The organism is Sulfitobacter sp. W027, assembly GCF_025143985.1.
Classification (GTDB): Bacteria; Pseudomonadota; Alphaproteobacteria; order Rhodobacterales; family Rhodobacteraceae; genus Sulfitobacter.
This window is the reverse complement of the sequence record NZ_CP083564.1, coordinates 2,449,822-2,474,838: the sequence shown is the minus strand read 5'-3', so window position 1 is coordinate 2,474,838 and position 25,017 is coordinate 2,449,822. Positions and strand designations below refer to the sequence as shown.

General features: G+C 58.7%; 18 protein-coding genes, 1 tRNA gene and 1 pseudogene. 5 read left to right on the top strand and 15 right to left on the bottom strand.

Annotated elements, in window-relative coordinates; all coding sequences use genetic code 11:
* The first annotated feature begins 524 nt into the window (after nt 1-524).
* Nucleotides 525-2,111, top strand: a complete 1,587-nt coding sequence (locus tag K3759_RS12150) for a gamma-glutamyltransferase family protein (RefSeq protein WP_259982145.1) — start codon at nt 525-527, stop codon at nt 2,109-2,111.
* A 67-nt stretch (nt 2,112-2,178) separates the two neighbouring features.
* Here the strand turns inward: K3759_RS12150 and K3759_RS12145 are convergent, their stop codons facing one another.
* Nucleotides 2,179-2,568 (bottom strand): DoxX family protein, encoded by a 390-nt coding sequence (locus K3759_RS12145; protein WP_259982144.1) that lies wholly within the window; start codon nt 2,566-2,568, stop codon nt 2,179-2,181.
* A 267-nt stretch (nt 2,569-2,835) separates the two neighbouring features.
* On the opposite strand from K3759_RS12145, the gene K3759_RS12140 reads away from it, so the two are divergent.
* Together K3759_RS12140 and K3759_RS12135 are read left to right on the top strand one after the other, a co-directional pair.
* Nucleotides 2,836-2,910, top strand: a tRNA-Asn gene (locus K3759_RS12140).
* 119 nt (nt 2,911-3,029) lie between these two features.
* Nucleotides 3,030-5,360 carry a hypothetical protein gene (locus tag K3759_RS12135; protein WP_259982142.1) on the top strand — a complete coding sequence of 777 codons (2,331 nt, stop codon included), beginning with the start codon at nt 3,030-3,032 and terminating at the stop codon, nt 5,358-5,360.
* A 40-nt stretch (nt 5,361-5,400) separates the two neighbouring features.
* Here K3759_RS12135 and K3759_RS12130 read toward each other — a convergent pair whose 3' ends face one another.
* The 3 genes from K3759_RS12130 to K3759_RS12120 form a co-directional block, all read right to left on the bottom strand.
* A complete protein-coding gene (locus K3759_RS12130) occupies nt 5,401-5,718 on the bottom strand; it encodes a hypothetical protein (RefSeq protein WP_259982140.1) in 318 nt (105 codons plus the stop codon).
* 96 nt (nt 5,719-5,814) lie between these two features.
* Complete coding sequence (locus K3759_RS12125) at nt 5,815-6,123, bottom strand: hypothetical protein (RefSeq protein WP_259982138.1); 309 nt, start codon at nt 6,121-6,123, stop codon at nt 5,815-5,817.
* Between the two features lie 106 nt (nt 6,124-6,229).
* Entirely contained in the window at nt 6,230-6,622 is a 393-nt protein-coding gene (locus tag K3759_RS12120) for a hypothetical protein (RefSeq protein WP_259982136.1), read from the bottom strand.
* A 434-nt stretch (nt 6,623-7,056) separates the two neighbouring features.
* Here K3759_RS12120 and K3759_RS12115 point away from each other — a divergent pair, with 434 nt between their 5' ends.
* The gene (locus tag K3759_RS12115) at nt 7,057-8,556 is read left to right on the top strand and encodes a YfjI family protein (protein ID WP_259982135.1); all 1,500 of its coding nucleotides are present in this window, start codon (nt 7,057-7,059) and stop codon (nt 8,554-8,556) included.
* Between the two features lie 231 nt (nt 8,557-8,787).
* Here the strand turns inward: K3759_RS12115 and K3759_RS12110 are convergent, their stop codons facing one another.
* The 3 genes from K3759_RS12110 to K3759_RS12100 are packed head-to-tail and all read right to left on the bottom strand — an operon-like array spanning nt 8,788 to nt 12,539.
* Entirely contained in the window at nt 8,788-10,197 is a 1,410-nt protein-coding gene (locus K3759_RS12110) for a hypothetical protein (RefSeq protein ID WP_259982134.1), read from the bottom strand.
* Nucleotides 10,194-12,287, bottom strand: coding sequence for a site-specific integrase (locus tag K3759_RS12105; RefSeq protein ID WP_259982131.1), 2,094 nt, complete (start codon nt 12,285-12,287; stop codon nt 10,194-10,196). Before K3759_RS12105 ends, K3759_RS12110 begins: the two co-directional genes overlap by 4 nt.
* A 27-nt stretch (nt 12,288-12,314) precedes the next feature.
* Complete coding sequence (locus K3759_RS12100; RefSeq protein WP_259982130.1) at nt 12,315-12,539, bottom strand: helix-turn-helix domain-containing protein; 225 nt, start codon at nt 12,537-12,539, stop codon at nt 12,315-12,317.
* 836 nt (nt 12,540-13,375) lie between these two features.
* Between K3759_RS12100 and K3759_RS12095 the strand changes: the two genes are divergently transcribed.
* Entirely contained in the window at nt 13,376-14,431 is a 1,056-nt protein-coding gene (locus K3759_RS12095; protein ID WP_259982129.1) for a hypothetical protein, read from the top strand.
* On the opposite strand, the gene K3759_RS12090 is transcribed toward K3759_RS12095, so the two are convergent.
* The 8 genes and pseudogenes from K3759_RS12090 to K3759_RS12055 form a co-directional block, all read right to left on the bottom strand.
* On the bottom strand, nt 14,408-15,388 hold the full coding sequence (locus tag K3759_RS12090) for a DNA cytosine methyltransferase (protein ID WP_259982126.1): 981 nt from the start codon (nt 15,386-15,388) through the stop codon (nt 14,408-14,410). The two genes, K3759_RS12095 and K3759_RS12090, sit on opposite strands and share 24 nt — an antisense overlap.
* A gap of 279 nt (nt 15,389-15,667) precedes the next feature.
* Nucleotides 15,668-17,827 (bottom strand): hypothetical protein, encoded by a 2,160-nt coding sequence (locus K3759_RS12085; protein ID WP_259982123.1) that lies wholly within the window; start codon nt 17,825-17,827, stop codon nt 15,668-15,670.
* An 898-nt stretch (nt 17,828-18,725) separates the two neighbouring features.
* On the bottom strand, nt 18,726-19,667 hold the full coding sequence (gene rarD / locus K3759_RS12080; protein WP_259982122.1) for an EamA family transporter RarD: 942 nt from the start codon (nt 19,665-19,667) through the stop codon (nt 18,726-18,728).
* A gap of 149 nt (nt 19,668-19,816) precedes the next feature.
* Nucleotides 19,817-20,061, bottom strand: a pseudogene (locus K3759_RS12075) (3-oxoadipyl-CoA thiolase); the annotation flags it as partial.
* Nucleotides 20,062-20,472: 411 nt separating this feature from the next.
* On the bottom strand, nt 20,473-21,039 hold the full coding sequence (locus K3759_RS12070; protein WP_259982119.1) for a poly-gamma-glutamate hydrolase family protein: 567 nt from the start codon (nt 21,037-21,039) through the stop codon (nt 20,473-20,475).
* A gap of 34 nt (nt 21,040-21,073) precedes the next feature.
* Nucleotides 21,074-22,009, bottom strand: coding sequence for a class II glutamine amidotransferase (locus K3759_RS12065; protein ID WP_259982117.1), 936 nt, complete (start codon nt 22,007-22,009; stop codon nt 21,074-21,076).
* Between the two features lie 231 nt (nt 22,010-22,240).
* Complete coding sequence (locus K3759_RS12060) at nt 22,241-22,528, bottom strand: SH3 domain-containing protein (protein WP_259982115.1); 288 nt, start codon at nt 22,526-22,528, stop codon at nt 22,241-22,243.
* A gap of 61 nt (nt 22,529-22,589) precedes the next feature.
* Entirely contained in the window at nt 22,590-24,983 is a 2,394-nt protein-coding gene (locus K3759_RS12055; protein ID WP_259982113.1) for a PAS domain S-box protein, read from the bottom strand.
* Between the last annotated feature and the right edge of the window lie 34 nt (nt 24,984-25,017).

Below are 25,017 nucleotides of genomic sequence, written 5' to 3'. Positions count from 1 at the left end.
GCCTTAATGTTCGCACCGCATGGTTTAAGCTCCCCTCCGCCTTATTCTCGGCAGAATTCTAGGCCAGCATGCAAACCATCGGGGGGACCAAATCCTAGGCTTCAAAGGCATCGAAATGTCTTGGCGCCATGCGAAAGGAAGGTTCCAGATGTGGGTTAATGTTCGAGACTGGTCTCGCGTCCTTCACAATTGCATCTTCGCAGATGCCGATCAGTCGCTTTGTGCAAGGGCATGGCAATATCGGAAAGATAGCCGCCTTTGGGCGATCTGGGTCATGGTCTTCACCCCATCTCATTGCGAACGAAGCTTTAGGCATCACAGAACAGTTCTGCGCCTAAACGCCCGTAAGCGGGGCGGCAGGCCGGGCTAAAACCTTCGGCCCTACTCCTGACTTCCAAAACCAACTGTCACGGAATTATCCCGCTGAGCAGTTGCATGCAGATGCATTCGCGTTCAGTTTGCCGGCAATGCCGCAGGCGGCCGGTTTGACCGCGCCGCTGGCCTTACCCAAGCAAAGGACAGCTATGCTTCGTCACGATCCAATTTACCCGTCCCACCGATCCCCCGTGGTTGCCGATAATGTCGTCGCCACGTCCCAGCCGCTTGCGACGCAGGCCGGTCTTTTGATGATGCAGCAGGGGGGCAATGCGGTGGATGCGGCGATTGCGACCGCTGCGGCGCTGACGGTGGTGGAGCCGACGGGCAATGGGTTGGGCTCTGACGCCTTCTGTATCCTGTGGGACGGGGAGAAGCTGCACGGGCTGAATGCCTCGGGCCGCGCCCCGGCGGCCTGGTCGCCTGAGCGTTTCCCCGATGGCATGGTCGAACATGGCTGGGAGAGTGTCACGGTGCCGGGGGCGGTCAGCGCTTGGGTTGAGTTGATGGAGAAGTTCGGCAAGCTGGATCTGGCGACCGTGCTGGCCCCGGCGATCCGCTATGCCGAAGAGGGTTTTCTCGTCTCGCCCACCATCGCGACGCTCTGGGCCCGTGGGGCCGAGGTTCTGGGCAAGCAGCCGGGCTTTGCCGAAACCTTCCTCCCCGAGGGCCGCGCCCCGAAAGCGGGCGAGCGGTTCCGCAATCCCGGTGCTGCGCGCACCCTGCGTCTGATCGCGCAAACCAATGGCCGCGCCTTTTATGAAGGGGAGATCGCCGAAGAGATCGTCGCCCATGCCAAGGCCAATGGCGGCGCGATGACCATGGAGGATCTGGCGGCCAACAAGCCGGAATGGTGCGGTACAATCAGCCAGAGTTTCGACGACGTGGAACTGCATGAGATTCCGCCAAACGGGCAGGGCATCGCCGCGCTCATGGCGCTCGGCATTCTGGAGCATAGCGATATTCGGGATCACGGCGCTGATGATCTGATGGCGGTGCATCTGCAGATCGAGGCCTGCAAGTTGGCCTATAGCGATTTGCACGCCTATGTCGCCGACCGCTCTGCCATGACTGAGGTGGATGAAAAGGCACTGCTTGATCCGACCTATCTCAAATCCCGGGCGACGTTGATCTCAACCGAAAAGGCGCAAGATTTCGGTGCAGGCGCGCCGAAACAGGGCGGAACCGTCTTGATGAGTACTGCCGATGCTTCCGGCATGATGGTCAGTTTCATCCAGTCGAACTACGCGGGCTTCGGCTCGGGCGTGGTGGTGCCGGGGACGGGGGTGTCGATGCAAAACCGTGGCTTTGGTTTTACCACCGAGCCGGGGCATCAGAATATCGTGGCGGGGGGCAAGCGGCCCTTCCATACGATCATCCCCGGTTTCGCGATGAAGGACGGCCAACCGCTGATGGCCTACGGCATGATGGGCGGCCCGATTCAGGCACAGGGCCATATGCAACTTCTGCTGCGCACGCAGCTTTGGGGGCAGGACGTTCAGGTCGCCGCCGACGCGCCGCGCTGGCGTATTCTTTCGGGGTTGGAGGTTGCTTGCGAACCGGCGATGGCTCCCGAGCTTTTGCAAGGGCTGCGCGATCTGGGCCATGTCGTCCATGTAGAAGCGCCTGATAACGCTTTTGGCTTTGGCGGGGCACAATTGGTGCAGCGTTTGCCCGAGGGCGGATACGCCGCCGGGTCCGATCCACGCAAAGACGGGCAGGCTGCGGGTTTCTGAGCCGTACAGAATGTTCTTAGGCGATCGGCATGGCCCACAACGGGCCATGCCTTTTTCATATCCGGCCTCAGCTCTGGTCACGCATCGCATCAACCGACCATGGCCCGGGGCCTGCGGCGGCAAGGTAAAGGAAGGCAAAGCTGTAAAGCGCTGCCAATTCGCCGCCGTTCAACAGCGGATAGAACCCCTGCGGCATATGCGCGATGAAATAGGCTGCAGCCGTCAAACCGCTAAGAATAAAGGCTGACAACCGCGAGAAGAGGCCGATCACCAGCAGAATGCCGAAGACCAGCTCAATGACGCCTGCAATGCCACCCATGGAGGTGATAGGCACGCCGCTCATCTGACTTGCCGGAAAGCCGAGGATCTTGGTCGTGCCATGTTGCAGCAGCAACAGGCCCGACATGATGCGGAAGATCGATAATATCTGCGGTTGGTAAGGGGTGAGGAAGGTCATGGTTTTCCTTTTCATAACGTAAGGTTGCGGTAGCTGCGAAAGTATCAACCCCAGTCCGCAGCACCCGTCCAGCGTGAAGGGCCGAGAAGGGGCGATTGTCACACAGCTGTGATCGCTAGACGTCTGTGTCGATAGTCACTTTCACAGGCGGATGCAGGTAATCGAAAAAAATTCGAGATTAAGCGCCAATTGCTCTTGCGCACCCCGGACCGCCCACGCTAAAGAGCCGCTGTCCGGTGGTGTTGCCCATCAGACAGACATAGGCATTCCGGCGTAGCTCAGCGGTAGAGCAGTTGACTGTTAATCAATTGGTCGTAGGTTCGATCCCTACCGCCGGAGCCAATTTCCCAGCTACCTTCTGAAATCATTGCGATTTCCCGCTTCGGAATCGAAGCTCGACGACGAGGTGCACAATCTGGTGCACACGGCGGTGCACAACGTGTGCACAGGAGGGCATTTGCATGCCCCGAAATCGCAACTTTCCACCCCACCTCGAGCTCCGCTGTTCAAGCTTCTTCTGGCGCAGACGTCTGCCCCGGTCCCGTAAGGACCGGTGTAACTCTCGATCCGTCGAGGCCGAAAAGAAGATCTGCACCCCATCGAAAAAATCGTCCCTCTGCTTCTCGCTGCGCACCCACGTCCTCCGCGACGCGAAGATCCTGGCCCGTCGTCTCACCGAGATGAGCGATCTGGTCTTCGCCGCAGAAGCGGAGATGACGATGGAAATGACACTGGAAACGAAGGCTTGGATTTTGGAATCCCTCGTTCGCTTCGAGATCGAGGCCTTCGAACGTGCCCGTGCCACTGCCGCCCCCCGCAGTTCCGAGCTCGCCGCCATGGATCTCCGCCGCGAGGAGGTGCTCCAGCACACGCTTCGACAGGCGCTCTACTGCGGCAACCGAGAAGTGGCACGGAATCCGCTTCGTCATGTTGCCGGTCAACTCGGCATTACCCTCGATGAAGACGACAAGGACTGGGTGACGCTCGCTTACGACGCCACCAAGGTCCTTCTCGACATCAGCCAAGAACGCGCCCGTCGGCAACAGGGTGTCTACGAACAGCCTACGGTGTTCTTCCGTCGTGCCGTAAGCGCGCCCGCGAGTGGCTTGGCGGCGCAAGTTTCAACGCAACCTGCTTCGAGCATCGCTCCGGCGACCTTCGCCGCGTCGAACCCGACGCCGATCGTTATGCCCGCGGTATCGGTGACCGAGGAGCAAGCACAGGCTACTGCGCCGCAAAGTGCAGCGCCCGCTGCTCCGCAGGAACAGGCTTCCTCACCCGCGTCTTCGGAACCGGCCCCGTTGCACGAAATGGCATCTGCCAAAGCACGCGGACCGCTCGCGAACTCGACCTTCCTGACGCCCATCATCATACCGGCAGGTCTCGAACAGCCCGCGAATTGTGACGAGACCCGCTGGCAGCAGGCCCGCATCATCGCGCGGCCGCCACGCATCCTGGTCGACAAGAGCCTTCTGTCGAAAGGATCGCGCGAAGCCCTCAAGAAACAGCGCGGCATCACGCTCGTCGAAGCGATCGAGCTCTATTTTGAAGTTTTGAGTTGGGGTTACAAAGCCCCGTTTTCGAAGCAGCAGAAGCGGAAGAAAAAGATTTTGGAACAGGACAGAAACGTGACCCTGGAGGAGCGTCTTTGTGAAGATCACCGGAACAAATATCGGCTTGCACGGGGTTTCTGGCCGTCCGTAATCGGAGATGTGCCTGTAGACGAGATCTGCTTCGAAGACGTCAATGATGCCCTCGAGCGTTTCTGGGCCGTCCCGGCAAATCATGCGCGCTCTTCGAAGGATCGGGCCAAATACAGCCTGATCGAGCGTATCGAGAAGGCGGTTGCTGCTGAAGCGCAATTGGAGAAAGATATTCAGGCCGCAGAAGCCCGAGGCGCCGGGGCCGAGGAAATCGACAAGATGCGACTAAAGGGCCACAAACCGCGCATCACGGTTGCCACCTACGTCAAGCATGGACGTGTGCTGCGCGCCATTGGCGAAATGTTGTGGGATATGCAACTGATCGACAATGATCCTTTCGCCATCTGCACGTGGTCCAACGATGAAGAAGTGGCCCTGAAAAAATCCGAAGGCCAGCGCAAACGAGAAGCTTGGGACGACCGCATCTACCATCTGTGGGGCTCGCGTATCTACCAGGAGCATCTTGAAGATGTGGGAGATCCCCTGTTCTGGGCACCACTGATCGCGCGGCATCAGGGAATGCGCATGGAAGAGATCCTTCAGCTCGGACCAGACGACTTCGGCACGGACAAAGGCATCCCTTATCTGCGCATCCAGAACACCATCATCAACGGTGTGAAGACCCTCAGCAGCGAGCGGACGCTTCCCATCCACCCGCAGCTGATCGAACTTGGATTGCTGAAGTTGGTTGCCCTGCGCAAGAAGCAGGATCGCATCCGGCTCTTCCCGTTCCTGAACCGCGGGAAGCAGAAGGGCACGTTTTCGGCGAACTTCAGCAAGAACTTCGGATACTACCGGCGGACCAATGAGTGCTACTGGCCCGGCCTGGATTTCCACGCTCTGCGCACGACGTTCCATCATGACCTGCTCGGCGACGACAAATCTGACGCGATCCGTTGCCGCCTGATGGGACATACCTATACCGACGAGGGTGATCGTCACTACGGACAGAACCTCGGGATTGAGAAGCTTGCAGAGCGCATGAAGTCGGTTGTGGTCGACATCTCGATGATCCGGCGGCCCTTCGATACGCTGAGGGCTGGTGCCGAAACCCCGGCCCAGGGTAGCCACCTGCGCATCGTGGTGTAACGAGCTGGCATGGCGGCCGGCGGGAGGATGGCATCCGACCTCAACCGGCTCCCCGGTCTCCATTGGGATAACAGCCCAACCATCCGGTTCGGGCCCTGGCGCGCTTCACCTCGGAAACACCATCAGCTTCCGCGAGGAAGACCATCCGTTGGTGATTGGAGGCTCGTTCCAAACCCATCAGAAGGGCGATCAGGGTGCAGGTGTAGAATTCGACGGCTTCCTCGGGGCTGCCCGGCTCCGTCGGCATTTTGGACCAGAGAAGCAGTCGTCCATAGTAGGCTTCCAGCCGCCGGGTTTCGAGATCCTGGGTTAGGATAATCTTTCGGAAGGCGATTTCGATGAGGGCATCCTCCGCCATGGTATTTCGTCAGAATAAGCCGCTCGAGGCTGGGTTTTACCCCTTCGACCCGAGCGGCCAGTTGGTCCTGATTTGCTTTCGATCAGGACCCATCGTTTATCCCGGCAAACGCGTAGCGAGATCGTTGAGTCGCGCACCGTGCCAACGGAGTGATGCCCCGAACTGGCCGTTCAGCGCGTCGGCTTCGGCGAGTAGATCCCGCATCTCCCGAAGTGCTTTTCCCACCCGAAGAGTGTCAGGATTGAGGCGATCCAGCAGGCGGTCGGCGGTGCAATAGGCATCGACGCCCTCCACACCGGCGACAAGGTCCAGCAGTTCGGTGAGGCTGTTCCCATGGCGCCGCAGGAAGTCCTTGGCGTCGAGCGCGGCGAGAAGCACGGGCTCAGAATCGACCGTCTTGTTCATGGTTTTTCTCCGGGCACGAAGGGCCGACCGATTGGCCGGACTATGGCCTTGTGCCGTCAAGATCGCCGACGAGTATCGTCGGCGATGTCAGGGCCATCACTGAAGGCTACGCCTTACCTTGACCGATGGTGCTCGCACTTGAGCATTCGAATGCATGACGCAAACCGTCTGACAGCAGGCAAATTTCCTCCACGACGGGGTCGAGTGGGTCGATCGCTGCGAAGTGTTCCATGTATGGAAGTGCGGGATCGTCGACGTTCTCCAGAGTGAGAACATCCAGGATCTGCTTCAGCATTATCCGCGTGCGCCGCGTCAGGCAGCGGTCGTGCAAAAGGAGTTCGACGCACCGGTCGACCAGCCGGGCGGTTTCGCGACCTCCCAAGCGTTGTGCTGCATACCACAGCCCTTCGTGATGCGCGGAGATGAAGAGAAGGATCGGTTCAGGAGAAGGCACATGTGACTTCTCTTCAACGAAGGCGGATTTAGGTTCAATTTTCATGATTGGCTCCGGTTGGTTTCCGCGTCATTCGCGGGTCAAGAAGTCGAACCGGTTGTCACGCACTTACTCTTCTCATCGGTTGCTCAGGCCCTTGGGGATCTGCTTCGTTGGGCGCGGTCTCACCGAGATGACCGTGGCCTACGACGCCTGATACCCATCGATTGCGGGCTCATCTGGAGAGCAGTGGGATGATGGTCTCGTCCGGTGTGCCCCGCCCTGACAAACTTTTCTCTTTCCATCTCGAGCCGCTGCCGGATGATCGTTGCGATCCGTCTCACGCCCAGGAGAGATGGATCGCAACGATCATCCGCGCGCGCTATCCCCCATGAGGATCGGATTTCCGCCCAGCGCCGTTGATTTCTGCATTCGGGCGTTTCCGGCGAAAACAAGATCGACCGATCTGATTAGGACACCGAGCCTACAGGAGAGCCGCCGTGTCCAAATTCTCGATCATTCAATCGTTCCAGCGTGTGATTGCGAGGGGCCGCCCCCCTCATGATGCCGAGCTGATGAAACCGACCACGCGCGTCAAACTACCGAAAGGCGAAGGTAAAATGGAATGGCCCCATCCTTCGCCGCTTCCCCATGCCGAAGCGCCCGCAACGGATTATCCCGTGAACTGCCTGAGCCCGGGACTTCAAAAAGTGGTCCAGGCGATCAGCAATAAGACCCAAGCCCCTGAAGCGATCGCGGCGCAGTCGGTGCTCGCAGTCGTATCGCTGACCATGGCCAGCCACGCGAAGGTCCGCACCCTCGGCACCTCACTCGCGAACGCAGCATGCTACTTTGTCCTTGTCGCTCTTTCCGGAGAACGGAAAAGCGCAACGGACAAGTGGGCGATGGGGGGCGTGAACCGCACTGTTCTGGAACTTCGGGAACAGCATGCGGTGCGCCTTAAAGAACACAAGGAACACGTCGCGTCGCTGGAACGGAGCGCAGAGAAGCCCCAAGCGCCTGTTTGTCCGAATTTCCTCGTTACGGAACCGACCATCGAAGGCGCGTTCAAGGCCATTTCTTCCGGTGCCGGGTTCCTGGGTTGGTTTTCTGATGAAGCCGCCATGTTCTTTGGCGGGCATTCGATGTCGCAGGAGAAACAGGCGCTCACTTGCGGCATCCTGTCGAAGCTGTGGGATGGTTCGTTCATCTCTCGGCCGCGCGCCACGCAGGAAGGAGACGGTTACGTTCCCCCCACCCCCACCACGGTGAACATGATGTTTCAGCCGAACCTCATCCGGCAGGCATACGGTAACGACTTTATGCTCGGTCAGGGCATTCTTGCGCGCGTTTTGCCGGCTTGGCCCCAAAGCAAGATGGGCAGCCGCCGCTATCGCCGCAGCGACCCTGCCGATGACGGTCTCATTGTAGATTTCCAGAACGCTACGGCCGGAGCCTTGCGCAAGTCTTTGGAAGAATCTTCCGAGAAATCGCTCGAGCTCTCCGAAGCTGCTTTTGCCGTATGCGTGGCATTCCACGATGCCGTCGAAGATGAACTCGGGCGCGGCAAATGGGCCGCAGATATTGGCAGCTTCGCGGCGAAGGCGCCGGAGCATGCCTGTCGGATTGCGGCCCTCCTGACCCTTTACGAGGACCAGGAGGCGACCGAAATTACTGAGGATATGATGAATAACGCCGTCGAAATCGTTAAATACCACCTTGGGCAATTCAAGTATCTCTGCGTGGCCGGAACAAATGAGGATGCGGTGAGCCACGCGCAAAAACTTCTGGACTGGCTCAAAACCAACCTGGCGCCCGGAAGCGGCTTCGCAACCGAAATCATCTTGCAGAATGGACCGGTGACGACCCGGAACCGGAAGGCCATGGACCAAGCTCTCGCAATCCTCATCGAATACGGTTGGGTCGCGAAGCTTCCGGATGGAACGGTCGTGGGCGGAAAGAAGCGTCGTCGGGCCTACATGCTGAATCCCAAGGCCTGATGGCTTGGGGATTGGGGTGCGACGCGACGACGACGGCTGGCCTCGCGCTGTTGATCCAGGCGCACCCCGCCCTGCGGCGGTTCACGGCGGTTGACGCACCGTAGGGAGATTGTTGAAAAAGGGTGGGTTCCACCCCGTGCGGGTGGAACCCACCCGTTTTCAACACAGCAAAAAAATTCATTATTTTACAGCGTGTTGCGGCGGAGGTCGGCGGCAAGTCCGACGTCCTTTTCACAGGCGCAGGTTCGCCGAGAACGAGCGCCGAGACGCCACGAACTCCGCATGATCGCGCGCTGCCCTCAAGCCTTCAGCATGATCGTAGCTCGCCATCGTCGTCGCCGGGTCCCGATTGTCGAGCAGGACCGGCGCGATGTAGCCGCCTCCCGAAAGCTCTTCTGACGCCTCCGTGGCCACGTTGTCCCGGATGCGGTGAATGCTCACCCTGATCCCCAGATGCTTCTGGGTTAGGTTCCCAGCGAGGCACCCCAGCCGCTGGGCAGAAACCTTGCCGCCTACTTCCAAAAGGCTCGGAAACAATGCGCTGCCATTGTCGAATAATGGCCGGAACACGCGCTTGTATTCGTCTATAGCATCCCAGAGGACCGGATTTCCCAGCACCCGGTCATACCGGGCTTTGTGCTTCTCGTGCTCCCTGAGTTTCAATGCCGTCCCCGGAAGCGAAACTTGGACATATGGACGTTCCAGGAGCCTGATCGTCTGGCCGATTTCGAAGTGCGAAAGCGCCCGAGCTCGCTGCGGAACCGCCGCAGCCGCCAGTAGGAGGAGGCCGTTGCGGTAATCCCGCGCAACGAATAGATCCCTCGGCCCTAATGCGCGAGCTCCGTCGATGATCTTTTCTCCAAGATCGAAGATTGCCGAGGCGCCGACCAGCTGTTCGCCAGTCTTGGTCGGACGCCCTTCGGCCTTACCCTGTGCGTTGAGCTTAGCGATGACGTGATCGCACGCCATATTCCTGAAGCCCGGGTCGCATGCGCTCGCGTAACCCGAAAGTATACGACCCAGGTAATCGCCCACGCTGCGTGAGGAGACGCCATCCTCCGACAGATCACGGGCATAGGCAAAGAAGGCAACTCCCGATGGTGTGACAACGAAGCCCGAGTTGTCACACCAATCAATCCAGCGCAGAAGCGCGTAGGCAATGGCCCTCAGATGCGCGTTGCTCCATTTTTGTTTCCGGTTGCCTGGCCCGCAAGAGATCCTCTCCCCCAAGCCAGCGCGCCATCCTTCCGGAAGCCGTGCAATCAAAGCCCGAAGGGGCTCTTCATTGCTCTGCGTCTTCGTCTCGGAGCCGCGCTGACGCTGCCGTCGAACGATTGCGATCATGGAAGCGTAAGGCATGCCCCAAAGGACACAAGCGGCGGACTGAATGCGGTGCAATTTCAGGGCGGCGAGGTGGCTCCCGTGTTCCGCCGAGCACGCAGCGAGATAGCGCTCGACTTCCTGCTGCGAGGGCGGCGCCGTGAGGGGGAGCTGAGCCCCCCTCCAGTTCGCGAACGCCCCGAGCTCATGCAAGACGCGCCCGCAGTCGAGGTCCGGTCGGTCGGCTGTCAACGACGCTCGAAGGTCCTGCCAGACAGCCTCGGAAACCAAGGCCGCCCCCGTCCTGATGGCGTGTTTCATCGGAATCCTTTCTTGTTGAAACCGGCTGGCTGCCGCGATTTTTTGTCCGACAGGTAGGCCTGCCAACGTTCGAGCGCGAAGTGCTCATCGATCTCTGCGTAGAACTCAAGCGTCGTCTCGAGACTGATATGCCCGAGCAGACGCTGGACGTCTGGAAGCCTGTTCGGGTCTTCCTTGAGCCAGAGCCATCCGATGAAATGACGGTAAAGGTGCGGGTTCATCCGGATGCCGGTGATACGGTGCGTATGACGCATCAGCCTTTCCAAAAGGCTGACATAAGGCTGGCCCCGCGCAGCGGTCGGCCCTTGGGCTGGGAACAGGAACGGATTGAACTCGTCGCCTGCACGCAGCGCTTTCGGACGGATCTTGTCGAGATACATGCGAAGCCGCCGTGACTCGTTTTCTCCCAAGGGTATCGGGAGATCCGGATCGTCACTGGTGCGCATTTTCAGTTCCACGTTCGGGACCGTAATGGTTGCCAGATCACCGCGCCACGAAATCCACGAAAGCTTCGCCTTGGTCACATTTGCCCTGCGCGGCGCCCGCGCGAGCAGAATATCGCTTGCCAGCACGCACATGATGTTCCGCACCATCTCGGTATCGAAGAGCTCGAGACGAGGGGTGCCACGTTGCTTGCGCGCTCGCTGATCAAGTTTGCTATTGATTTCGTCGACCAAGATCTCCCCGAGATCCAGCAGGCGCTGCTGCCGGGCGCCGATGATCTGCCGCAGTTTGTCCTTGTTGCGCTTTGCGATCCCCTTGTCACCCGCACTATAATCGCTAACCGTTGCAGCAATAGCGCGGATATCCGTCAGATCTCGGCCAACATAGTCGCGCGCAAGCTTTTTGATGGCCCTGCCCAGCGTCGAGGCGTAGCTGCTCTGAAATTGGCTTTCGCTATTACCAGCTTGGACGGCCTCGAGCACACCTTCCAGCACCACCGGGTTGGTATATTCCTCCACGCTTTCGATTAGGTATCCGGTCGCGGCATATAGCGCTTTCGCTCCGGCGATAATGATGCCTCGGCGGTTCGCGATCGTTTCCTGTGACCACGTTTCGTCATTAGTGAGGAAACCGGCCGAGCGACGCTCCTCTTCCGTCTGCTTTCGTCCGTTTCGCTTCGGCCTCAGTAACGCCAGCTTGCCGGTCGTCGGGCGTTGCGGCTGCGTCTCGTCGAGCTCGACCAGAAATTCTTCGTAGGAGAGCCCGTCGCGAGATGCCTCCCCTTGGACCCATCGCGTAACCGGTCCATCGAACTCCTGGAGAAAGCTGTCCAGTAACAGCGTCTGCACCCCATACTTGTCCCGGCCGTCATCGAAAGGATGATCAACGGCAGGAAACCGGTATTCTACGAATGCGGGTTCCTCTGCCAGCCGGGTGCACATGGCCGCGACGCGCTTCACGTGCTTGCGGCAGACGCTCTCGCTCTTTTTCGCTTCCGCGCAGCGGTGGCGATAGTAGTCTTCCAGAACCACTTCGGTGATCTCGGCCGGAAGCAGGCTATTCTGATCCAAGAAGAATAGAAATGAGCCGGAGATCAACTTCATGTCCTGCGGGAGTTCTGAGGCCGCAATTGCCGCATGGATTTCGCGGTAGAGGCCGGAAACATCACAGATGCCAGGCTTTCGGGTGCGGCCGCATACCTCATCGATTGCGGCAAGCGCATCGGACTTATAAGTGCTGAAGCTACCGGGCGAAATGCCAAGGGTCGCCGGCGTCCAAGCTGCGAAGCACTCGATGACACGGACACGGTCCACGTTTTCGATTTCCGGGACCCAGCCGGCCGCACGTATCACCCTTTTCAGACGCGAAGCGCGGATCGCATTCCGATGATCGACAACTACATCACCGGTCTTTTCGCAGAGACAGGCAATCAACTGCGCGTAGGTCTTGCGCGGTTCCGGTTCGGCCAACGGAAAACCCATCGCCTCGCCGAGCGCTTCGATGGAATTCCGCTTCGCGCGATGCCCGGGCCGACTAAGGATATCCGAAACCGCTTTCGGATTGAGGCCGGCGCGCATGGAGAGTGAGCGCATGGAGTCGCCCGATATATCAAGGTATTCGCGTATCTGCTCTTGCAGTGACATCATTCAAAGTCCCTTCTCAATGGCGGGCGCTCACTCGACGTCGAGATCCGCCCTCCGCGAGGGGCGGATTCGATGTTCGAAGAGCTCCAGCCACTCGGGATGGACCAACCAAGACTTTCCGACCTTCGTCGCATCCAGATGAACGCGGCCACGCTCGGTGACGCATCCTTTCGCGACCCAATCGCGGATCGTCCGAGGGTGTTTTCTGAGAACCTTTGCGACCTCCGCTATCGTCAGGTATCTGTTTTCTTCCATCTTGCCTTTCTCCTTTTTCTCAACGGACTTACGCCCCATGCGCGGAGAGCAAAGCGAGGGCTGAGAAAATTTTGGTAGAACTCCGGCGATTTGGAACTTTAACGGCGCGGGTTGGCTTCTAATTTTGCTAATCTCGGTCGGAAATCTCAGGATTAGCAGGCACTCCAGCGCTTCTGTAACGAACGCAATTTAGGCTACGCCCTGAGACCATCCTTCAACGCGCTTGTCGCGCCGATAGCGGTGACCAAGTGGCACTGCCTCGGATTCGCACCCTGGCTTGCCTGACGTCCAGAGAGATCCCTTCCGATCAAACCGATCGGGGGGCACCCTCTTTTCACGCACGCCATTCGGGGCGCGACAATCACTGTTATGGTTGGCATAGGCTATAAACTTCAAGGAACTTGATATGTCTCGCGAGATACCTTTCCACATGATCGAACGCGATCCGTTCAGGGCTTTCGTCTATTGGATATACATTTTTGACTACAGTGACGTCGCCAATTTCTTGGCATGAGCCGTATCGACCGAGGAAATGCAGGATCGCGCATCGTGGTGAACCGCTACATGGTTCGAAAGCGAGTTTCATATGGAAGTTTTGAAGAAACGCCGTCGCCCCTTAGGGCCTGCCACTTTGTCTCCGCCTGAGCGGATATGAAATTCGCCGCAGTGGGTTCTACTGCGCCGCGCTTGCCCGCTGCTGTCCTCGGCTGCGTTTCTGCGTCCACATCGCTCTCTATTCTTTTCGCGGCAAGGTTGAGAACGCAGAAATCGAAACGAGAATTGCTGGACGCCCAGAACCGCTGTAGACAGAAATATAACTTGGAGGGGGCAGGGCCTTGAGCGCCACGGATAATGCGCAACAACTGGTGTTCGACACCATACAGAATTTTATCGACCACGATTCCGCTCGAGATGCCGCCATCGCCGCGGCGCCAGCCGCGCTGCCAGAAGAAGTCATGGCGGATATCGATATCGTGATCCCGGATCGAAGAACCAGCTATCGAGATGGACTCGTCATACAGTTCTCCTTCGGCCTGGTTGACCCAGACTGGGACATCACACGACGCCCGACCGGGGGACGCACGCTGGGTAAAGCTCTCGGCCTCTTTCTCGCGGATCGGCATATCCCATTTGTGAAGGACGCGTATCAGAACATCGGTAAGAACAGCGAGATCATGGTGCGGGGCAACTTCGCTGAGTTCGACCGCTTGCTGACTTGGGGACAGACGGCCCCCACCCAGGAGCGACAGATAGCATTCGACTATACCTGCGCGCGGATCGCTGCAACAGCGCGCCCCGTCCTTCCGATGCCTGAACTGAACCGGTCGACGCTTACCTTTGCTCGAACCGCTGAGCTTCTCCTGGGGCTTGTCGAAGTTCCATCCCAAGGAGCATACGATCAGTTCACCACGGCCGCCCTGCTACAGACACTCGTCGCAGAACACGACGCCAGCGCGGCCAGGGTGGAAACCAAAAACCTGAACGCCTCGGACAAGAGCTCGCGGGCGGCAGGAGACGTTCAGATCCTCGCCGGCAGCCACGTCCTTGAGGCGTTCGAGGTCACGGCCAACAACTGGTCGACCAAGATTGACGGCGCTTCGAAGACGATCCGCGACAACGACCTCTCCAGGCTTCATGTGATCGCCCGTCGGCCTGATGCCGAACGCGCCGCTTCAATCGAACGCCTGAAGGAGCTTACAGAAGACGTCGCAGTTCTGGATGTCCGACAGGTCATCGAGGTTCTGGCCGCGGCTCTCACACGCCCTCAGCGTGCCGATGCCTTGGTTCGGCTGTATGAACTTTTGGACCGATATCAACCGGACGTGGAGCGCGTTAACGCCTACGTCCGGAAGCTCAACGAGGCGGGGTTAGTGGAGCGCGGAAGCGACTGATGCACCGATCACCTCGGCGAGGCGCGGAGGCACGGCGTTTCCGATCTGGGTGTATTGCGAACTCTTCGAACCCTCGAACACCATGTCGATGTCGAATGTCTGAAGCAGCGCCGACTCCTTCACAGTCAGGCGTCGACCACCCTCAAGGGTGCCCTCGCGAGGCTTGCCACCGTTCTTCAGGTGTCGGTGATACACTGGGACGAGGTCCAACTCGTCGATGAAGTGAGTCTTGTTGCCACCTGCTGCGGCCAGGATCGTCGGGGCCGGCTTGCTGAGGTCGATCGCACGGCCGCCGCCGTTAAAGAGCTGCCCAGCGTATGGGCTCTGCCGAAGATCGGGATTGCGGGCATAGACGACCTTCGACTCGTTCGGAATTCCCTGGACCTCGCCTGGCCGGATGACCGAGCCGGCTGCGACACGGTTCATTTCACGGTGGGTTGGCGCAGGAAAGGTGATCGAGCCTTTAAGCATCCCGATCAGGACGATGCGGAGGCGGTTCTGTGGCACCCCGTAGTCAGCCGCGTTTACGAGGTGCGGACCGGTAATAGTATAGCGATCATCGAACTGACCAAGGACCTCGGCGAGATACTCGCGGTTGCGAGCTGCAAGCAGGCCAGCGACGTTCTCCATGATAAAGGCGCGTGGCATGATCTCGTTTACGGCACGCGCGAAGTGCGGGAGCATGTCGCGGCGGTCCTTCGCGGCGAGGCGCTTCCCACCGTTCGAGAACGGCTGACATGGCGGGCCACCGGCGACGACGTCGACGCCACGCCACTGCTTGAAGTCATAGCCGACTACGGATTTCTCCTCCGCCTTCGCGTGGGGCAGGTTCCGCGCATAGGTCGCCAGCGCGTCGCGGTTGGTGTCCAGGCCCATGACCGATCGGAAACCCGCACGCTCCAGTCCGATGCTCAGCCCGCCAGCACCGCAGAACAGATCTAAGCTCGAAAATTCCAACTGCCTCTCCCTAAATTTCTTTTTGCCGATAAAGCCAGAGTCGCACCCAAAGGACAAGAACATATTGACAACACCGGCGGAAAAGCGTAGGTGCCGCGATCCTCAGGTAGGGCTCGATCGCTGAAGTCACCACCGCATCTTGTAAAGTTCGTTCATCCAGCGGGTTGGACCTTCGATCACTGGCGGCGCGCCGGGGTCATGCGTCAATATCAAGCCGCCGACCCGTTCACCGGATCAGGTTGTCTCCTTGCAGCTGAGCGCGTTACCGAGGGCTGCCAGTCACAGCGCCTTAACTTCTGCATAGATCTTTCGGAGGTGCTCGTCAGACATATCCAGAATCGGCTCATACATGAACGAGTTGAGGTGAATGTTCTCGGGCGTCATGAGGACGACGCGGTCCATCACTGCCGTCGCATTATCATCCGGGAAGCGCTCCTTGAAGCATCTTAGCAGCGCCGTCGTCTGCATGCCACGGATGCCCGCAATGGCCTCCGGGTCGTCGATCCGCCCAATCATGTATTGCTCTGCACGCAGGCGCGTGGCGATGGACAGGACGATCTTGTTCTCGAAGTTCGCCCCGTCGGCCTCGACCAAACATGCATCGGCTTCCTCATAGATCAGGTCGAGCGCGGTGCCGGCAGTAGGAGTGGCATTTCGCGCGGCAGCGCCAAAGATACGGCTGTAAAACTCGAATAGCTCAGCATCCGTGATCGTTGCCGTATTCGGTTTTACGTGAAGGAGCGCGGTAAGGGCTCCGTAGTCAGGGTCTTGGGTGCCCTTCGTGAACTCCACGAGGTTCCGCATGAAAGGGATCGAAGCGATACGCTTCCGAGGTGCCGTGCCGAAGTGGACCTTCCAGTCGTTGACAAAGATGTTCCTGATTCCGACGGCCTGACTGACCTCGACGCCGCTCTCCTTCCTGGCTACCATGAAGCAGCTGTCCCTTCTCAGAAAGCGGCTCTCAAGCGTCCTGAAGAAGTCGAAGTTGTGGGTCAGAATGATCTGCCGGAAATTCTCGTCCTCAGAGATGTCCTTTAGATATTGGATAATGGCATACTTGTTTTTGTAGTCGAACGAGTCCGCAACATCATCAACAACCATTAGCGTTCTCTGGCCGGATTTCATCCGGATCTGAACCTCGAAGATGATATTCAGAATGTATAGCGCTTTCCTTTCACCTGTGCTCAGAACTTCCAGAAGGGCGTTCTTGTCGACGTCCTTCCGATCCTCACCCTCTTTGAACGTGAACCCAAGTTTCGGAATTTCGCCTCCGAGAACGGCCGAGGTGAGATTCTTTACGCTCAGCTCGAATGGCACGAAGAAGCGGCTGTTGAAGATATCGATAACTTCCTGCCATGCGGTCCGCTCGTTGCGGGCGGCTTCCTCTATCTGCTTCCTCCTCTCAGCTGCATCTCGGATTTCCTGGACAAGCCGATCATATGCGTCCCGATGCTTGACGATGTAGCTCTTCCAGACCTGCTCCTTAAAATTACCGATGTTCGAAAGGGCGGGAACGATATCCTCCCGGTTGGATATGAATGAGTTGAAGTCCCGCACGCTGACATTTCGGTGAAGCAGCTTCTCGACGGCTTCGAACGTCTTGCGTAGCTTTGCGTCAGCCGCGATCCCTTCTTTCTCTGCTTTGACAAGGTCCTCGAGCTGCTGCTTCGTGGTGATCTCAACGTGCTGGTCCGCGTTCAGTCTGACGCTATGCGCGGCGTCGAAGAATCCGTTGCTTTCGAGCGCTTTGGCAATCTCACCAGCGTTGTAGTATGTGAAGGTGCCGCGCTTGAAGTAGGTGGACTGGTCGATCAGCTCGTTGAACCGGGCTACGTAGTCTTTAAGCGCTTCCTGCACTTGCTGTTTCTCGAGCATCTCGACGACCTTCGCATCGAATACCAGGTCGTAGGGGATGTCCGCGAACGGCGCTTCGGACTGGATCTTGATTTCGTCATTTATTCGGATGACCGCCGTCAGGAACTGATTTTCGGTCCGAGTGAACGTCGCCGATATCTCGGCAGCGAGGTCGCGTTTTGAACCAGACTGCTCCTTCATGGCGGCGAGGAAGGCCTTCTTTGCATCCTCGACGCCCGCATTCAGCTTTTCGTAGTCTCTGCGCAGTGCAGCGTTCACAAGGAGCGTCGAGGTATTCGCGCCGGGGCCGAACTCCTCATCATATGGGCGGACAACCAGGATTGACTCAGGATCAAGCTCTGCACCGTTCTCGTCGACGACCACACGCTTGGTTGCCCGATCGGGGAACATCCGATCTGAAGACTTCTTCCCGTCTGCGATGTCTTGAAAAGTCTTCGCCAGAGACGATTTCATGGCGCCGTTCGGGGCATATAGAGCCGTTGCTTGGCATTCAGTGAAGTTGAACGTGTGCTCGAGCCGGCGAATGCCGTAGCAGTGCTCGAGATCGAGCTTCAATTCGTCCATGGTCGTCCCTCGTGTTCTTGTTGCGACCTTTGTAGGACGGACGGATGCTGCATGCCACGGATTCGATAAACAAGCTCGCCTAACGGAGGCAGCTCAGGTTTGTGGCGGGCGAAGAACTCCTACTGGATACGCTCGAAGGAGTGGAGATGGGTAGCGGATTGTGGTCTGAATAGCTGATCATGGTGTAGCAATTCCTTCCGACAACGCTGCGGAACTTGGAGGTTGAGTCGGACATAGGTTTCGCGCAGTCAATCTTGTTTCCGGTCCATAGACCAAACCCCACACGATCACGCCCTCGTTTGGGGTCGGCAAGCTTCCCGAGAGATACGCCCCGCCCGCCCCGTCTCTGCGAAAGCGCTTCGGACTCGTGCGCCTCTTGACCCGGTGCACAGGTTACGGCACAAGCTGGGTCACACCGCCGGGTTCGGTGCCGGAATCGGAGAATTTCCCTTTGATTTCAGTGGTGCTTAGCTGTTATCTCCTGCCCCTACCGCCGGAGCCAATTTCCTGACAAGCATCTGAGAACAAACACATTTCGTGTTTGGCTCCGATGCCTTTTCCCTGAATTGGCAGATTTGGTTGCACGTGAGGTTGCATATCAAGTTGCCTCTGCTCCATTTCACCCTTCGGCGTCAAGATGTGCAGAGCCATACCTTTGCAGCTTCAGCAACGCTATATGCCCCTGTGAGAGACCCGATCAATGGGTCCGCGTTCGATGGAGCATCGCGCTCATATCAAACAAGTCTGTGTTCGGGGCGGGCTACCTGCCTGTGGTATGTTTATAGCGATCAAAAAAACCGATTATGAATCGTACGAGGGGATAGTGTGCGAACTCGCGGATGAACGGAAAGGACTACCGCGCTAAGCAAGCTCCCAGCCGCAGTTATCCACCTAACGCTCAACCTTGACCTACAGGCCTCTTGGCAGAGCGGCTCCGACGCATCTGTTGAAGCATCGATGACGAGTAAAGGATCAGCGCCGCCCAGATCATCGGGAAGGCGATCATTCGCGCGCGGCCAAACTCTTCGCCAAATACGAATACCGCAACGATGAAGATCATGGTTGGCGCGATGTACTGCAAAATTCCGATGGTCGAGAGCCGCAAGAGCTTGGCGCCGTTGGCATAGACAAGCAAAGGCACCGCTGTAACCGCGCCACAGCCCAGCAAAAGCCACGTATCGATCGGCGTTCCGGTGAGGAAATTCCCCTGGCCGGTGGACGTAAGGTAGGCGATATAGGCGAGGGCCGGGACGAGCAGGAGGAGCACTTCGAGAAGGAAGCCTTGGTTCGGCCCGATCGGCAGGCTCTTCTTGGCCAGCGCGTAAAAGCCCCAGCTCAAAGTCAGCCCCAAGGCAACCCATGGGATCGATCCAGTGTCCAGTGCCAGCACGAGCACGGCCCCCACGGCGAGGCCCACTGCGAGCAATTGCCGCTTGGACATGCGTTCCCCCAAAAGAAGCGCGCCCAATAGAATGCTGAACAGAGGGTTGATGTAATAGCCCAATGCTGCATCAAGCGCGTGGCCCGAGGCGATCGCCCAGACATAGATGCCCCAGTTGATCGAGATCAGCGTGGCCGTCACCGCACCCATGAGCAGCGTGCGGGGGGAGAGTAGCGCCGCTTTCAAATCCTGCGTCCGCCGCATCACCACCAGTACAAGCGCTGCGATGGGTACAGACCAGACCACCCGGTGGGCGACGACCTCGGCCGCCGGGATATGCGCCAGCGCCTTCATATAGAGGGGCAGGAACCCCCAGAAGACATAGGCTGCAATGGCAAAGGCCAGACCTTGAGGTGTGTCTTCGTTGGGTCTGGTCGTGAGGCTGTCAGGGTTGCGCATGGGGGATCCTCCGCATCCGTCCTAACCCCTTCCACCAGCGCCTGCCAGCGTCAACTATTCGCGGGGTAGAACAGTTGGATGTTGCAGACAGGGCTTTAGTTACCCACGCGCAACAGAGTGAGTCCTATCCCCACACTACGGCCAGCGGTTCAGACGGCCTCCAATGCGATGGCAATCCCTTGGCCGACGCCGATGCACATCGTGGAAAGGGACTTCTCGCCGGGTTTCAACTCCAGCATGGCCGTGCCGGTGATCCTGGCCCCTGACATGCCCAAGGGGTGGCCAAGGCTGATTGCGCCGCCGTTGGGGTCACCCGTGGACCGTCGTCTGCGATGCCCAAATCGCGCAAGGTGGCGAGGCCCTGTGACGCGAAAGCATCGTTCAGTTCGACGACGCTGGCAGTGGCCTTGGATAAGGTTTCCAAAATTGAGGCTGCGGTAACTTGAACTCACGCTTTGCAGGGGCAAGGATTGACGGTTTGCGACTTGGTTGCGGAGGATAAATGCGTCGTGAACGTGGTGCAATTTTCGACGTTTCTACAAGGCACTATGTCCGTCGGCTAAGAAGTCGGCACCGCTGTTTCCGATTAAGCTCGCATAGCTGAACACAATGCTGCTGCGCGTTGGCCCGAAGACGTCATTAGCAACTGCGATGTTCGATCCGCTGAAAGAAGGGTCGAGCCCGCTGCTCCACGCCGTGTCGCCGCTGTTCATGCTAGGCGCGTCATTATTTGGTGCTGCAGGGTAATCCTGTTCCAGAAACGGAACTGAGAAATGGCAGGCCCGCTCTGGGCTTGCCGCCTCAGCTAAAGCGCCCTGCGCACCGCCAGACAAAACGCCTCAAGAAGCGCGGCATCTTCCGCCAACATTCGCCTGAGCGACCGGGGCAGTTCAAGCTGCACCCCCTCGCCAGAGCGGGTTCGGTTGCAGATGTTCGTCTCATGCACGCCCGGCAGGGTGGTGTTTAGCGCCGCCTCAAACCCCGCCTCACGCAGGGCCGCGCCGATCGCGTCGCGCAGGGCCTCGGCGCGTCCCCCAAGCCAGACGGTCTCGGTGCCATCATCTTTGCGCCCGTGGATCGCCACGGCGACCTGCGCGTTTGCCACAAGTTCCAGCGCCTGCGGCTCATCAAAGCGGTGCGAGGTGATGTGGAAATCCCCATGCGCCCCGGCTTTCAGCGCCTCAAACAGGTAATAGGAATAGTCGCGCCCCGCGATGGCCTCGGCGATCAGGCTCGTCTCAGGCTCAACCGTGCCGCCATGTGGGGCAAGCAGGATCACAGCGCTGCCCCGATCCTCGGCGCGTATGCGGTAATCGACATCTGGCTTCATCTTGGCCGAAAGGGCGGCAAAACTGTCGAAACGATCTGTCATGGGGGCTCCTATCGGCTGGGGGCAGGGGCGGCGGTCAGACGTCGAGCTTGCTGACCGTTTTGGCGATACGCCCGTCTTTCCGCTCCAGAAACACGATCTCGCCAAAGCTGATGCTCAGCCATTCATCCCCGTCTTCGGTCAGCGGCTCGGAGGCAAAAATTGCCGATGTCGCCTCCCCCTCGGGGCATGCGTCGACCTCGTACGACCCTTCATAGTCCTGAAAATTTGCGCCCGTCAACACATAGACGGGTTCAAGCAGCATGGAGAGGGGCAAGTCCTCATCCCGCAGCTTCTTCCAATCACCGGTCACATCGGTTTCGCCCTCATGGCCGCAGCCATAGTTCACGCCGATGATCCGATCCGAACTGACGAGTGCGATCTTGAGCTTGGTCAGCGCCGCAAGATCAAGCTTGCGAGCCGCCTCGCAGATCAGTTTCAGCATCTTCTCAAACCCGCGCTTCACCTCCTCATCACTGTCGTCTTCCAAGAGGGACAGCAGCAGCACATAGAGAAATTCCGTATCCGTCGTGCCGCGCATCTGGGTGAGGTATTTATCTTTGCAATGGGTCAGAAGTTCGCGCTGCAACTGCCGCCAATGGGGCAGGGCACCGTTCTGGGCGATGATCCAAGGGGTATGCTCAAAGGAAAACGGGTGGCAGTTCTCATCGGCCTGCACGACGCTGGCGTCATAAGAGGCCGCGCGGATATGCGAGAGCATCGTATGGGCCTGCAGGCTGGGGATTAGGGTCTTGGCGTTGTCGTCGTGAAAGGCCGCCTTTGGCCGGTGATAGAGCAACGGCGCGTCGGGCTTCAGCAAATGCCCGCTCCATGCGGCAAAGCCCCAACCGGCCAGTTGCAGGCTTGGGTGCAGTTCCGGATCAAGGCTTTGGTTCAGCAGGCTGTTCTCAGGGGCAAGGAGCAGCGCCTCGATTGGCAGTTCAGGTCCGATATAGGCGAGGAAGCGGCACATATTTGTCCTAACTCTTGAGAGACTTCAGTGGCTTTCACGAAGGGTGTGAAGGCCTGAGATAGAGTGAACTTAGAGTAAATCGACCCATGTGCCGGACGGGGGGCGATTTCTTCGCCGGAACGGCGAAGGGACGCTGGGGGCAAGTTTTTAGGAATGCCCATGCGGGCGGGGCCACCGTGTCGGCGGAATGGGCGGCGCTCCAAACGCGCCACCCTCAATCTGACCTATCGTTCAGATGTCTGAGATATAATCCGCCGAGACATAGCCTTGCACCTCGGGCGCATCGGCCAGAGATACCCGGCACCAAAGCTGGCCAATCTCGGTCACACAATCGCGGCGGTTCAGGACGGTGCCATCGGGCAGGCCCATGATGACCCCGAAATCAAGCCCCGGCCCGGAACGCAGCTTCAAAAGCTCGTTTGGCCCGGTGCGGTGAACCATCACTTGGTCGGCGGCGATGCCTGCGCAACCTGCGACGAAGATAAGGGTGGAAACTGCTGCGAATGTAATGCTGCGCATGATCTGCCTCTCTTTTGTTTTCTCACGTCATAGATCGAAAACCGGGCTGATCCTAGCCGCCTTATCCTGCCGTTTCCCTACACTGCTCCAAGGCGCGTTTCAGGGAATGCTCATCATAGGGTTTCATCAAGCTAACATAGCGTGTGGCCTCGGTTTCGCCTTTGGCATATTCCCGCGGATCGGCCCCCGATGCGATGATAACGGCAATCTCGGGCCGCAGTTGCGTGACATGCTGCACCAAATCCATGCCAGAGCCGTCGGGCAGGCCGAGATCGGTGAACATCAGGTCAAACCGCTCCGCCGCAAGGCAGCGCTCGGCGGCGGCGACACTGTCGGCTTCTGTGACAGCATAGCCCAGATCGGCGAGCATGTCTGAGGTGGCCATACAGATCAGCGCGTCGTCTTCGACCAACAGAATCTTCGGCGCATCACTGGCCGGGGCCTGCTCTGCTTCGCGCGCCATGTGGGTGGTCTCGGAATGACGGGTCAGAATCTCATGGATTTTCAGCGCCAGTCGTTCGCGGGTATAGGGTTTGCTGAGCAGATCAACTCCTTCGTCCAGTCGCCCGGCGTGGACGATGGCATTTTGCGTGTAGCCCGAGGTAAAGAGCACGCCCACATTCGGCAAATGTGCCTTGGTTTCACGGGCAAGCTCGGGGCTGCGGACCTTGCCGGGCATGACCACGTCGGTAAAGAGCAGGTTGATCTTCACCCCGCTTTTGACAATTGCCAAGGCGCTGTCGGCGTTTTCAGCCGTAAGCACGGCATAGCCCAGATCGCGCAGCAGATCGACGGCGGTTTCGCGCACGGCGGCGTCGTCTTCGACCACAAGGATCACCTCACCGCTGCCGATGGGCGTCTCAGTGGCGGCAGTCTGTGGCGCGCTTTCTTCCTTGCGCTGCGTGCGGGGCAGATAGACCCTTACGGTCGTGCCCTGAGCCTCTTCGCTGTAAAGTTTGATATGCCCGCCGGATTGCTTGATAAAGCCGTAGACCATGCTGAGGCCTAGTCCTGTGCCCTCACCAGTCTCCTTCGTGGTGAAGAAGGGGTCAAACACCTTCTCCATAATCTCCGGCGCGATGCCAGAACCGGTATCGGTGATCGCCAACATGACATATTGTCCGGGTGTCACATTGGGCTGGCTGCGCGCATAGGCGTCATCAAGGGCCGCGTTGCCCACCTCAATCGTCAGCTTGCCGTGATGCGCCATCGCATCGCGGGCGTTGATCGCAAGGTTCAGGATCACGTTTTCCAGTTGTGCCGGATCGACGAGACAGTTCCACAGCCCGCCCGAGATCACAGTCTCGACCTCGATGCCTTCGCCTAAAGTGCGGCGCAGCATGTCGTCCATGCCCCGCACCAAACGGCCAAGGTTCTGCGGCTTCGGCTCAAGCGGCTGCTGCCGACCGAAAGCCAGCAACTGCGCGGTCAGCTTCGCCCCGCGGGATACGCCCGCCATGGCGTTGTCGACAAACCGCCGCTTGGCGTCGCCCTCAGCCAGTTCTTTCGATAACAGCTGAAGGTTGCTGCCCACCACTTGGAGCAGGTTGTTGAAATCATGCGCGATGCCGCCCGTAAGTTGGCCTACGGCCTCCATCTTCTGGGCCTGAACCAACTGCGCCTCAAGCCGATCCCGTTCAGCCATGGCCTCTTCGATCTTAATCTTGAGCGCATTGTTGAACTCAATCTCAGCGTTGCGCGCACGCAGCTCTTCGCGCAGGTCGCGGACCTCGATCACCGTGCCTACGGTCTTGCCCGCCTCGTTCTTCATCGGCGATGCGGTAAAGCCCACGGGATAGAAGCTGCCGTCCTTGTGAACGAAAGTTTCCTCGCCCTGGGTCTGGTGGTTTTCCGGGAAAGCGCGGTCGATGGCGCAGTCTTCAATCGGGAAATGCCGCCCGTCGGGATGGGTGTGGTGGATCACGTCATGCAGCGGTCTGCCGGCGGTCTCCTCGAATTTATAGCCAGTCAGCTCTTCAGCCGCACGATTCATAAAGACGCATTGCTGCTGGTCGTCCATCATGAAGATGGCCATGGTGGTATTGCTCAGGATCGCATCTAGCCGGGTAGAGGCCTTGGTCAGCGCCGCGTTGGTCTCTTTTTGTTTGGTGATGTCCTGTATCGCGGCGTAGAAAACCTTCTCACCCTCGGTGATGATCAGCTGCAAATGGGTCAGAACGCTATAACGCGAGCCGTCCTTGCGCTGGTGGACCGTCTCATATTCAAGGGTCGTCTTCTCGCCGCGAAGCAGTGGCTGTACAAGGTCAAGAAAGGCATCCGCCGACAGTTCGGGCTTGATGTCCCATGCCACCATGCTGCGCAGTTCATCCATGGAATAGCCAAGGTTCTCGCGCGCGCCCCGGTTGACGAGGGTGAAGGTGAAGTCTTCGGCTGAGAACAGGTAAACTTCGCTTGCCGCGTCTTCGACGATTTGTCCAAGACGATCGCTGGCCAATCTAAATGCTTCTTGCACCGCTTCCCTCAAATTT